Below are 11,813 nucleotides of genomic sequence, written 5' to 3' on the forward strand. Positions count from 1 at the left end.
GGTTTTCCACATCAGTGGTTTTGTTCCTTTTAGCTAATTTTTTGCCAAACTACAGAAAGGTGATATAATACTTTTGCAGGTATAAAATGTCGGAGTGGCGGAACTGGTAGACGCGCTGTCTTGAGGGGGCAGTGGGCATTAGCTTGTGCGGGTTCAAATCCCGCCTCCGACACCTTTAGAATAAAACCGCAGGTAAACTGCGGTTTTTTCATATCAAGGTTTGATCCAATAACAAAAGAAACACTGTACCAAAATAGGTTGTTCTAAAAATCTAAAGGAACCCCCTTCTTGTAAAAGAAGGTTCTTTCGTATTTAAGGTGCAAATTTTCTTGGATTAAGAAGTCCACAATGCCGATGAATCTTTAACTTGAAATAGTCAATGTCTTTATATCCATAGGCCATACGTTTGAGCCTTTTAATCTTATTATTGAATCCCTCAGAAAGAGCTGAACTTGCTTTTTTCTTGAACCAATTAAGAATATATTGGGCTTTTTCTTTTACGCTTTCTGCTAACTCTTTGAACACTTCTAAAGAACTCTCCTTGGCCTGTTTAATCCAATCACTTAGGTGTTCTTCAGCCTCTTTGATATCTTTGCACTCATATACCTGCAAAAAACTCTCTTTTAACAGCATGGCCTTATAAATGGGCTCGTTTACTCTTAAGAGCCTTTCCAATGTCAAAGACTGTCTCGTAGTTAGCTTGCTCTTGTTTTTCAGTAAAATAAAGCGCTGCCGCAATTGGTCAATTGGACTATTTCTTCATCTTTGTTATTTCGAGCTTTTGCCAATTCATCTTTCCTTACCCGATCAACCGCTTGATTAACCTCTTGGGTGGCATGAAACCTATCAAGAACAATCAAAGCATTGATTGCATTCTTCTTGGTCGAGCTAATATAAGTTTTTGCTCCATCTAAGGCCACAGATTCGATCTTTTTACAATTATCATCTCCAATAGATTCATAATACTTATCTAAGACTTCGGCCTTTCTGCCTTTTTCATTCCATATTAATAGTTTCTTATCTACATCAATCACATTGGTCAGATACCGATGGTATTTACGGTAACTTACTTCATCTACACTGATATTTGCCGCTGCTGGTGGTGGACTGAGCTTTTCTTTGGCTTGTTCTTCCAATATGGCCTTATCGATTCTATAAACTTTTTCATCATCCAGCCCTAAATACCATCCAGCTTCCCCGTTGGTTGTAATCGCTTTGCTGCTATGATATCCTTCTTGATGAATTTCTCCACATTCCGAGCATATCGCTTTGTGTCCTTCTTCTGCTTCTATGCGTACATGAATTTCTTTTGGTGTAATAGAGATTATTTCGCTGACCCGATGACCTGTAATATTTATCAATTTAGTGATAGTATATAAGCACATCGATTACCTCCTGATAGGTTTTTCTCTCAAATCAACTTTATCAGGTCTTTGTGGTAATCGATGTTTCTATTTTTCTCCTCTCATCCCATATCTTAGGTTTTGCAACTAAAATACGAATGGTCTTAAAAGAACCCATTCCTCAAAAGGTTGTTAGAGGGGAATACGTTCGTGGCAAAATTATTGCAAGTTTAAGCCTGGGTTAAAAGTGAGGAAATAGCGGATTTGAATCGGAGGCATGGAGTTTCCGAAAATATACCAGTCCTCGAGGAAAGTTTAAGATTCTGAAAATTCCAAAAACAAAGACTGTTCCTGAGATGGTGGAGAATAGAAGAATCCGAGTGTTGAGTACGCGGAACCTAATTACATTGCTCAAGCTAAGCTCAGCTTTTAATCTATTTAGGCGAAGTAAAGTCCGACAGAAAATTAGCCCAAAGTCTTAACTTCAACAGCCGGCATTGTGTGCTTTGTGGTTTTAATAACTTTCTTAAAACTCCCACTCATGGAGTCTTCTCCCAGTTTAGAAAACGCTTGGGGGAAGAGATTTTCTATGGGATTTTACGCAAAATTATTGGACAGGCAATTGTCTTAAACATTATCAAGGGAACGGATGTAGCCATAGATTCTACTCACATCATTGCCTACTCCAATGGATTTGGGGTAAAGACCTGTAACTGCAAGGGAAGATGCAAATGTGAAAGAGTCCCCTCTGATCCTGATGCAAGAGTCGGAGCCAAAAGTGAGACTCATTTCTTCTTTGGCTATAAAGTTCATATGCTTGTCGATAGAGCCTCTCATCTTCCCATTGAGGTTACAGCCACTCCAGGAGATTCCGCCGACAGTCCCTACCTTATCCGTCTTTTAAAGAAGGCTAAGGATAACCACCCGAAATCAAGATCAAAAATGTCTCTGCTGATGCTGCCTACGATGCTTACGAAAATTATTCTTATCTCGCTGAAGATTGTGGAATAAATCCCTTCATTGCTCTCAATACCCGAAATGAGAATTTAAAGTTGAGATGGGAAGTATCGAAGGAGAAGAATCCTCTGTGCTTGAAGGTTAAATTTTTTTCTTTATTAGGCAGGAAAAGAGAACGTAGCAGAGAATTATTATAAATATAATTAATGATTATTATAAAAATTACAGATTAAATTAGGTAGTAATTTACTTATAGGCGATAAAAATCGAGAGGGCAAGATCTGGCGGATCCCTGAGTTTCCAAGAAGCTGAAGGCTACCTGGAACCCTTTGCCCCTCAAGATACTTATATCAGATTTGAAAGCAATGAGCAATTGGATGATAAAACGTGGTTTGGGGGCAATGGTGCTGGGCACCCCGCGGGCTGCAAACCCGTTGGCCGGCTCTAACAAAGCTGGAGGAGGTTCGATTCCCCTTGCCCCCTTTTGTGGCGTGAAAATGTCGAGTTTTTCGGTTAGGCAAATTGGAAAGGAAAAGTATGCTTTGGGGAATCGAACGTCGCTAATCGCTCTTGCTAATCGAGATTTTATAGATTTGTTAAGGAACAAAAAGCTATTCGAGTATCAGAGCTTCTAGGGAGGAACGAGTTGAGGAATCTGGTGGTGGGCACCGCCGGTCACATCGACCATGGTAAGACATATATTTCTCCTCCAAGGATGGTCGAGGGGTAACTGAGATCAAACACGCCCTCGACGAGATCGCTCAAAGGGTAAACGAGAAGGAGAGAGACAAGGCTTTCCGGTTGCCATCGATAGAGTTTTCATCACTGCCTGGTCATGGCACCGTAGTCACTGGAACCATCGCTTCCGGTCGCATCGGGGAAGGCGATAAGGTAGAGATATATCCCTTTGGCTTTAAGGCTAAAGCTCGAAGTATTCAGATACATGGACGCCGCGTCTCTGAAGCCACAGCCGGTCAAAGGGTGGGGGGTAAATCTGCCCAATGTAAAAGTAGAAGAGCTGAAGAGGGGGATGGTTCTCGCCGAAGTGGGATCTCTGATTCCTACTCACCTTATCAACGCGCGACTTCATTATCTGGAATCCAACTCGGAGCCCCTTTATCGAAGACAGAGAGTGAAGTTTTATTCCGGGACAAGCGAAGCGGTGGCTCGGGTAATACTCCTGAATGGCAAGAAGCTCCTCCTTGGGGAAAGTGCACTGGTCCAATTCAGATTGGAGAAAAAATTGGTGCCAGTTCCCTTCGACAAATACATAGTAAGGAGTTTAAGTCCCATCTCAACCATCGGAGGGGGAACGATACTCGAGACAAATTGCAGGAAATATAGGCGCTATGATCCTGATACCATCAAGCAATTGGAGGTATTCGAAAAAGGGGAACACGAAGAGATAGTGGAGTTGCTGGTCAAGAAGAGCAAATATCAACCTCTTAAACCCGATGAGATTAATCAGAAAAGCGGTTTGAATAGAAGTGGTGCCAAAAGAGTCATCGACATCTTATTACAACGCGGAATAATTCGCATTAATGGAGCTGCAATACACAAGGAATGGTATGAGGATTTAAAGCGTAAGGTTGTCGATGCCATAAAACAATGTTACCAGAGAAATCCCCTTCAGAGGATCGTACCTAAGGAGGAGTTAAAGTCCAAAATAGGGATGGCTCTCGATTCCAAATTGTATGATCGTGTCCTTCAGGATCTAACCACAGAAGGGGTGATAGAAGTCAAGGGAGGAAGGATAAGATTAGCTCACTCGAAAGCCAGTCTCACCCCTGAGCAGGAGCTCATCGCCGATAAATTGATCAAGGTCTGTAGGGATTTTGGATTCAAACCGGCTCGATTAGGAGATATCTATCGAGCACTGAATGGTCACAAGGCGATGGCGGCACCATGCACCCAGAGAATTTCGGAAAGGCGAAGGACATGATCAGGCAATATATCATTGACCACGGGAGAATCACCCTCCCCGAAGCCAAGGATCTTCTGAAAAGTGGCGTAGGGGAGCGATATCCATCATGGAGCATCTAGATGCCGTAAAGTTCACCTTGAGAGTCGATGACTACCGAATACTCCGCTGAATTTGAATCAATCTCCGAACCCTTAAACTCACCATCACCGCAGAAGGAATTTTTCCATCCTATTCCTACATTGCCTTGAAAAGTGTAGTAATCCCCTAGCATTATCTGTAACCCATTTCTCAGCGAAAGTAGCACTCCCATCAGCTATTTATGCTCTTGTACAGCAAATACTGCTTGTTTTACTCTTTTTCGGGTTCGGAAGCAATACAGAAGATGGGGGAGAGAGCTCCCATGAATATATTAGTTGTCAAAATCTTCAAGATTTTCCTCTGAGGATTTCCCTATATTAAAGTTCCAAAATAATCCTCAATTTGTGTCCTCGTGTACAAAAATTAAAAGGATTATATAATGGCTAAGGAGAATTACAAACTAAATTTGCACCTAGGACGAATTGATGCACTACGAGCTCAAAACCGATATTTTACTTAGCAAACCTAACTTATTGAAGGATATCAAGGCTCTTCTTTCTCCTTCCCTCCGAGAGAAAATCTCAAAGTACCGGAATTTGGCTCTTGGGGAGATTGCTGGTCGGGATAGTATAGCCGCCATCATCAAAACCGCCGCTCGAGACGATATAGAAGCCATTTTGCCCACACTTGTTTATACTGGCACCGAGTACGGGGATTGGGAAGCCCTGCATGCAAATGTCGACTTTGCCCGCGAGCAAATTGCGAGGAAATACCGAAAAGCCCTTTTTGATCTGGTCATATTGGGCAACCCGGTCATGTGGTGGGCGCTAAATGGTCGATTTACCTCCGTTCTCTTGGAGAAATTTGGCTTTTATTCCCCCTGTCCCGGTTGTCATCTATATATGCACTTGATAAGGGTTCCTTTGGCCAGGGAGTTGAGCTGCACCAAAATCATTGGAGGGGAAAGGGAGAGTCATGGAGATAAATTGAAGATAAATCAAATTCCCATGGCTCTTGATGCTTACACTGAACTACTGAATTTTGCGGGTATTGAGCTCATTTTGCCTCTCCGAAAGATATATTCCGATGAGGAAATTGAAGCTCTTGTGGGAGCGGGGTGGAGAGCTGGGGAGAAACAGTTAAAATGCGTGTTCAGCTCGAATTATCGCTTCCTGGATGGCAGCGTCAAATACGATGAGGATGCCATGAGAAAATATTTTGATGAGTTTGCCATTTCCGCCGGCAAGAAAATCTTGCAAGCCTGGCAGACGGGCAAAAGGGAAGTAGATTATGTTGAGCTGATAGGCAGCGTTTTGGCAGGGATAAGGGACAAGGGAGAAGTCTAGAGGGGCAAAAAGAATTTTTCACCGAAAGTCGCTAATCGAAAATCGCTAATCGATTTTGCAGGTGAGCTATATTTCACCGTCAGTATAATGGAGGTTATTATGCGCGTCTTGCTGATAATACTTGATGGATTGGGAGACAGACCAGCACCGGAATTGGGTGGAAAGACACCACTAGAGGCAGCCAATACACCAAATTTAGATAGATTAGCAGCTCAAGGTGTAACGGGTCTCATGGATCCCATAGCTCCGGGCATTGCGCCTGGAAGCGATACGGCTCACTTCGTCATATTCGGCTATTCCCTGAGCGACTTCCCCGGGAGGGGGGTCTTCGAGACCGTAGGGGAGGGATTGGAACTCAATGACGGGGATGTTGTCTGTAGAGCCAGCTTTGCCTGGGTTAAGGAACAAGATGGTTGCCTACAAGTTGTGGATCGATGCATCGGGGTCGAGGAAGAATGTTGCCAAGCACTGGCGCGGGAAATCTCAGAGAAAGAATTCGGCGGGATAAGATTCCATTTCGTCTACAACGGGAAAAGACAGGGCATCCTGTTCTTAAAGGGTGAAGCGAGCCCAAATATTACCGATTCAGATCCATTTTGCGACGATATGCCAGTGATAAAGATTCAGCCTTTGGAAGGAGTACAAGATAAACGGAAAACTAAACACACAGCTGATTGTCTCAATGAGTATCTCAAGTGGGCGTATCGAAAATTAGTCAATCACCCCGTCAATGCCTCAAGGGAAAAAGCCGGACTTCCACTGGTGAGCTTCCTGTTAACGAAGTGGGCTGGTAGGAGGAGACCATTGATACCCTTCGATGAGAAATATGGATTCAGGGCGGCCACTATCGCCTCCGGTCCCTTGTTCCGGGGGCTTGCCGCCGAGATCGGGCTGACCTTTTTCGAAGTAAAGCAAATCAAGGATGCTGAAGAGGACCTAAGAAATCGATTTAAAATGGCGGAGAGGGCGTTTAAGGAGGGTTACGATTTCGTTCACATTCATACAAAAACCATCGATGATGCCGCTCACACAAAAGATCCCACCTTCAAGAAGCGCGTCATCGAAGATGTGGATAAATCCTTTAATTACCTACTTTCAAGTCAAAATCTCATCCAAAATAGTTTGATTATTGTCACCTCAGACCATAGCACGCCAAGCAGAGGAGAGCTTATTCACTCTGGGGAACCGGTACCAATCGCCATTGTGGGAGAGAATGTCCGAAAGGATGGAGTTGAACGATTTAGCGAGTCAGCGTGCACCCAGGGATTAGGGCGGATCCGGGGCTCGGATTTGATGAATATCATCTTGGATCTAACCGATAGGATTAAATACTACGGCACAAGACCAACGGCGAGAGATATACCCCATCAACCTCGAAAAGTTATTCCATTACGCCTATTTTCGGAAGGTAGCTTGTAGTCTCTTCGGTTTTAAAAGTAGGTCCAGGGCATCTTTGGGGTCCTTCACTATTACATCGGCGGATAGAAGAGCTTCACGGGATATTCCTTCTTCACCAATAATCCCTATCCCCAGAGCAGCTTGCTTGAGCATTAACGAGTCATTCGTGCCATTTCCTATGGTAATGGTCCTTTCGGGATCCACTTTTCTTAAGAATTCCGCTTTTTGCTCTGCCTCTCGCCGTCGATTAATTTGGTGGACTTCAACCTGTAGAATTTCCTTTATCTCATCTATTCTTCCCTGAGTTCCTGCGGTGAGAACGTAGATTTTAAGGGATTTCGCCAGTTTTTTCACTCGCTCTACGATTTCCTTGGAGACCATACCATCCATGGCTATGGTGCCGTTCATGTCCAAAATGAGATTCTCAACCTCGATTGCCTTTCTTCCCGGGATGGTTAACTTGATCATGGGTTCCTCCTTGGAGAAAATACCGTGGGTAAAAATTTCAGCATCTGCATGGCAAATTCCTTCCGAAAAGGAATTATAAAAATATTTTTAATAAAATATAAAGGAAAATAATAAAACCTGTAGAATATTATAATTATAACTTAAGGCAAAAGACATTTAGATGATGGGAATCGATGGTGTTTAAACCCAAAATAGCACCATGTGCCAAAACTATATTATCCATCAAGGATGTGTTGGAGTACGGGGGCGAGAGTGGCTATATGGCTGTGGATTGCTCGCTCGATTCGAAGCTTTTAAAGCTTTTGGAATCAGAGCGTAAGAAATTTGAGGAAATTTTGAATGGAAATAATCTGGAGGTTCGGTACCACTGCGCTTTTGCCGATGGTGAGCTTGGACATGTGAATCCAAGCATTGCTCAGGCATCCTTAGTTCTTTTTAAGGATATCATCGATAGCGTCCAAAGATTTGGAGCGCGGTATATAACCGTGCATATTGGGCTGGATCGGGAATCCGAGAATAAACTCAGTTGGGAGAGAGCCGTTGAAAATCTTTCCGAATTGGTTGGCTATGGCAATGAAAGGGGAGTCACGGTTTGCTTAGAGAATTTAAAAACGGGTTGGACTAGCGATCCGCAACTTTTCTTACGGTTGGTTGAGCTTTCCGGTGCCAAGGTTACCTTTGATATAGGTCACGCAAATTCGAGCGTCCATGCTAATGACGGTGGTGTCACTGCTGTTGAGTTCCTGGAATCCGTGGCGAAGCATGTGGTCAATGCTCACATTTATGAAGCCGAGGAGCCACATCACATCGCTCCTCGAGATTTGAGTGTTATTGGTCCCGTGCTTGAACGTTTACTCAAAACCGGTTGCGATTGGTGGGTCATCGAGCTCGATGACAAAGAAGAGGTTGAGCACACCAAAACCTTATTACAATCGTTCCTGGAGCAGTATACCACTACCGGGAGGCAAGTCTAGATAATAACCTTCACAAGTTTTTCCTTCTCAATGGTTTTATCCAGTGTGAAAAAGTTAGATTCTAGCCGTCACCGCCAGTTCGGAAATTTATCCAGGAAATATCGTTTCTAGATTTAAGAATCTGGGTTATACCCATGTGACCCTGGATTTAAGAGAATTAAATTATAAAGGAAAATGATTATGATTATAGAAAATATATATAAAACAATAAAAGGTGGAAAGAGAGCTTGGTTGAGAAAATTCGCTTAACTCAATATGCAGGGAAGAGTGGTTGAGCAGCAAAGATAGGTCTGGAGGACCTGCAGAAAATTCTACGGAAACTTCCTTTGGATAAAGCTGAAGAACTTTTAGTTGGCGTGGAAACCGCCGATGATGCAGCGGTTTATAAATTGAACCAGAACTTGGCATTGGTACAAACGGTGGATTTTTTCACGCCAATTGTGGACGATCCATACCTCTTTGGGCAAATATCGGCGGCAAATGCACTCAGCGATATCTATGCCATGGGAGGAAGACCTCTTACAGCTCTCTCTTTGATCGGTTATCCCACATGCTTAAGCCTCGACGTTATAGGTGAAATCCTTCGAGGAGGAATAAACAAAGTTCATGAGGCGGGAGCTTTGATGGTAGGTGGTCACACGGTTGAAAACCCTCAGCCAATATTCGGATTGGCGGCTACTGGCATAATCGATCCCAAAAATGTGGTGACCAATGCCAATGCTCATCCCAAAGATTTGCTGGTTCTTACAAAGCCTTTGGGCATCGGAATTCTGGCCACTGCCTTAAAGGGACAACTCATTGAGGAAGAAGAGATGTCGGAAGCAATTGATTCTGCCCGGGAACTAAATAAATATGCCAGCGAAGCAATGCTTAAAGTAGGCGTCAACGCATGTACGGATATTACTGGATTCGGACTCCTTGGTCATCTCCAGGAGATGCTTCATGCCAGTAATGCGGCCGCGAGAATCGTTGTCAAAGATATACCCATTTGGCCGAAGGCTTTAGAATTCGCTGAAAGTGGAATAATCCCAGCAAGAACACATGAAAATCGTCAGTATTTGCAGCCTTATGTCTCTTTCGCTCCTGGTGTGAAACTTGAGGAACAGGATGTACTCCTTGATCCCCAAACCTCGGGAGGCTTGTTGATCAGTGTTTCACCCGAACGGTGTGATGACTTGATCAAGGAGTTAAAAACGTTAGGGGTTAAAACCCACGCAATCATCGGGGAAATAGTTGAGGAAGATGCGGGAAGAATAGATATCTTTTGATTGGGGGTGTATCGAATTATGTCCAAGATCGTTGACGCACGTGGTCTCCCATGCCCGCAACCTGTAATCCTAACAAAAAAAGCATTGGAAGAGGAAGCTGAAGTCGAAGTCTTGGTGGACAATGAGGCAGCTCGGGACAATGTTTCAAGACTGGGGAGGAAGATGGGATGCGATATTAAAGTCTCTACGGAGGGGGGCGACTTCCGGGTAGTCCTATCCAAATCCGAAGTTGCCGAGGAGATAAAAGCCCTCACGGGAAAATCATCGGTTGTTTTTATAAGCTCGACCACCATAGGTAAGAGTAGCGATGAGCTCGGAGAGGCTCTGTTGAAGACCTTCCTTAATACTTTAACCCAAAGCGAGATTCAACCCGACAAGATAATCTTGATGAACGAGGGTGTACAGCTTGTTGTGAGGGGTTCTCCCGTGCTCGATGCTCTTGAGAATCTTTCCAAAAAGGGAGTGGAGATTTTAGCCTGCGGGACTTGTCTTGACTACTTTAAGTTAAAAGACAAAGTCGCTGTGGGAGAGATCTCAAATATGTTCGATATTTTAAGCTCCTTCATGGAAGCGGATAAGGTAATAACGGTTTAAAGTTTGAATCTAGTGTTTGGAGAAGTTAATCACTGAAAGAAGTTCCGGAGATTGAGAGAATACGCAGACCCTATTCCTTCCCGATTCCTTAGCTTTATATAGGGCGCGATCAGCATTGACGATGAGTTCGGTTTCATTACGAGCATCTTTGGGATAGGTGGCTAACCCTCCGCTTATGGTTACCTTGTGGATGGTGGGATCATCTTGTTTAAGATTAAAGCCAGTTCCTTCTATGGCTTTACGTATCCGTTCTGCCACCCTATGTGCCTCATTATCTACAACGTGAGGTAGAAGGATGGCGAACTCTTCTCCGCCGTATCGACTCACGACATCTATGTGTCTTACGTTTTTGTGGATTATTTCACCAATTTTTTTCAAAACAACGTTGCCTGCCTCATGCCCGAAAGTGTCATTCAACATCTTAAAGAAATCTATGTCGAACATGATCAGCGAGAAGGGATGACCATATCTATCTGCTCTCTTTTTCTCCTCATCGAGTTTATCAATGAAGTAGCTATAATTATAAAGACCGGTTAGTCGATCGTGGACGGAAAGCTTTTCCAAGATAGCTTGCTGTTCTTTCTGTTTTTTCGCTAGGAAACCCAGAGCTATGCCCATTGCAATGTACAAAATGCCCCCCAAGCTTATCTCAAGGATACGGAGTGGGACGCTCTCATTGATGGAATATAGGTAGGGTGCGAAGTAGCACATCCAACCTGCGATCATACCCGTTCCCGCAAGACCGACAATCAATCCACCCACGACATTATAAGTAAAAGCTGCGATGATTAATGGAATGGCGTAAAGGTGCCAGTAGATTGTAACCCCACGGGTATAATAAATAAGAAGGGAAACAAAAGCGAAGCTCATTGTGATAAGTAGAAAGTTTCTTAGTTGTATTCTGCTTTTTCTTTTCATTTTGTTCCTTCTTTTGTGTTATTTAAACTTCAATTAGTTTATCGGAAAAAGCAAGGGAATCTTTAGTTGCATTGAAAAATTTGTGGTCAATTTAGGAGGTCGGCCTGGCGTTACGCTTGCCACATTTTTAGATTTATTTTATACTTACTATTGACCTGTATATGATGGGTGTTACGGGCGGAAGTGGCTCAGTTGGTAGAGCATCTCCTTGCCAAGGAGAAGGTCGCGGGTTCAAGTCCCGTCTTCCGCTCCAGTTTTCACTTATCCCTCATCCCTTTAAGGGCGGCGTAGCCAAGGGGTAAGGCAACGGTCTGCAAAACCGTCATTCGGCGGTTCGAATCCGCCCGCCGCCTCTATATTAAGTTGGGAGTGGGGAGTAGGTAGTCGGGAGTGAAAAGCTTTTGGCTACCGACTCCCGAACTATCGACTTTTGACTGATTTGGGCGCTTAGCTCAGGGGGAGAGCACTTCCTTGACGCGGAAGGGGTCAGAGGTTCAAATCCTCTAGCGCCCACCAAATTCCGTCGATAGTTAATGGTCCATAGT

Annotated in this window: 12 protein-coding genes and 4 tRNA genes; 11 read left to right on the forward strand and 5 right to left on the reverse strand. The window is 43.8% G+C overall.

The window, feature by feature from the left end:
- Window positions 1-88 precede the first annotated feature (88 nt).
- Window positions 89-172: transfer RNA gene (locus QMD66_04905), tRNA-Leu, on the forward strand.
- Window positions 173-312: 140 nt separating this feature from the next.
- On the opposite strand, the gene QMD66_04910 is transcribed toward QMD66_04905, so the two are convergent.
- Window positions 313-675 carry a transposase gene (locus QMD66_04910; protein ID MDI6822185.1) on the reverse strand — a complete coding sequence of 121 codons (363 nt, stop codon included), beginning with the start codon at window positions 673-675 and terminating at the stop codon, window positions 313-315.
- Window positions 676-713: 38 nt separating this feature from the next.
- Entirely contained in the window at window positions 714-1,385 is a 672-nt protein-coding gene (locus tag QMD66_04915; protein ID MDI6822186.1) for a transposase, read from the reverse strand.
- Window positions 1,386-1,775: 390 nt separating this feature from the next.
- Between QMD66_04915 and QMD66_04920 the strand changes: the two genes are divergently transcribed.
- Together QMD66_04920 and QMD66_04925 are read left to right on the forward strand one after the other, a co-directional pair.
- Window positions 1,776-2,354, forward strand: coding sequence for a transposase (locus tag QMD66_04920; protein MDI6822187.1), 579 nt, complete (start codon window positions 1,776-1,778; stop codon window positions 2,352-2,354).
- 853 nt (window positions 2,355-3,207) lie between these two features.
- Window positions 3,208-4,242 carry a DNA/RNA-binding winged helix domain-containing protein gene (locus tag QMD66_04925; GenBank protein ID MDI6822188.1) on the forward strand — a complete coding sequence of 345 codons (1,035 nt, stop codon included), beginning with the start codon at window positions 3,208-3,210 and terminating at the stop codon, window positions 4,240-4,242.
- 97 nt (window positions 4,243-4,339) lie between these two features.
- On the opposite strand, the gene QMD66_04930 is transcribed toward QMD66_04925, so the two are convergent.
- Window positions 4,340-4,528, reverse strand: a complete 189-nt coding sequence (locus QMD66_04930; protein MDI6822189.1) for a hypothetical protein — start codon at window positions 4,526-4,528, stop codon at window positions 4,340-4,342.
- A 259-nt stretch (window positions 4,529-4,787) separates the two neighbouring features.
- Here QMD66_04930 and QMD66_04935 point away from each other — a divergent pair, with 259 nt between their 5' ends.
- Window positions 4,788-5,648: a hypothetical protein gene (locus QMD66_04935; protein MDI6822190.1), complete on the forward strand. Its 861-nt coding sequence runs from the start codon at window positions 4,788-4,790 to the stop codon at window positions 5,646-5,648.
- A gap of 99 nt (window positions 5,649-5,747) precedes the next feature.
- Complete coding sequence (locus QMD66_04940; GenBank protein ID MDI6822191.1) at window positions 5,748-7,067, forward strand: alkaline phosphatase family protein; 1,320 nt, start codon at window positions 5,748-5,750, stop codon at window positions 7,065-7,067.
- Here the strand turns inward: QMD66_04940 and QMD66_04945 are convergent.
- On the reverse strand, window positions 7,044-7,514 hold the full coding sequence (locus QMD66_04945) for an ATPase P (GenBank protein MDI6822192.1): 471 nt from the start codon (window positions 7,512-7,514) through the stop codon (window positions 7,044-7,046). The genes QMD66_04940 and QMD66_04945 overlap by 24 nt on opposite strands.
- Before the next feature lie 173 nt (window positions 7,515-7,687).
- On the opposite strand from QMD66_04945, the gene QMD66_04950 reads away from it, so the two are divergent.
- The 3 genes from QMD66_04950 (at window position 7,688) to yedF (ending at window position 10,350) form a co-directional block, all read left to right on the forward strand.
- Entirely contained in the window at window positions 7,688-8,488 is an 801-nt protein-coding gene (locus QMD66_04950) for a sugar phosphate isomerase/epimerase (protein ID MDI6822193.1), read from the forward strand.
- 227 nt (window positions 8,489-8,715) lie between these two features.
- Window positions 8,716-9,756 carry a selenide, water dikinase SelD gene (gene selD, locus QMD66_04955; protein MDI6822194.1) on the forward strand — a complete coding sequence of 347 codons (1,041 nt, stop codon included), beginning with the start codon at window positions 8,716-8,718 and terminating at the stop codon, window positions 9,754-9,756.
- 18 nt (window positions 9,757-9,774) lie between these two features.
- Entirely contained in the window at window positions 9,775-10,350 is a 576-nt protein-coding gene (gene yedF / locus QMD66_04960; GenBank protein ID MDI6822195.1) for a sulfurtransferase-like selenium metabolism protein YedF, read from the forward strand.
- 9 nt (window positions 10,351-10,359) lie between these two features.
- On the opposite strand, the gene QMD66_04965 is transcribed toward yedF, so the two are convergent.
- The gene (locus QMD66_04965) at window positions 10,360-11,268 is read right to left on the reverse strand and encodes a diguanylate cyclase (protein MDI6822196.1); all 909 of its coding nucleotides are present in this window, start codon (window positions 11,266-11,268) and stop codon (window positions 10,360-10,362) included.
- Window positions 11,269-11,445: 177 nt separating this feature from the next.
- Between QMD66_04965 and QMD66_04970 the strand changes: the two genes are divergently transcribed.
- The 3 genes from QMD66_04970 to QMD66_04980 all read left to right on the forward strand — a co-directional run bounded on the left by QMD66_04970 (window position 11,446) and on the right by QMD66_04980 (window position 11,784).
- Window positions 11,446-11,521 (forward strand) — tRNA-Gly (locus tag QMD66_04970).
- 28 nt (window positions 11,522-11,549) lie between these two features.
- A tRNA-Cys gene (locus tag QMD66_04975) sits at window positions 11,550-11,621 on the forward strand.
- An 88-nt stretch (window positions 11,622-11,709) separates the two neighbouring features.
- Window positions 11,710-11,784: transfer RNA gene (locus tag QMD66_04980), tRNA-Val, on the forward strand.
- The last annotated feature ends 29 nt before the right edge of the window (window positions 11,785-11,813 follow it).

Source organism: Actinomycetota bacterium, from assembly GCA_030018275.1.
In the GTDB taxonomy this organism is placed as follows: Bacteria; Actinomycetota; Aquicultoria; order Subteraquimicrobiales; family Subteraquimicrobiaceae; genus Subteraquimicrobium.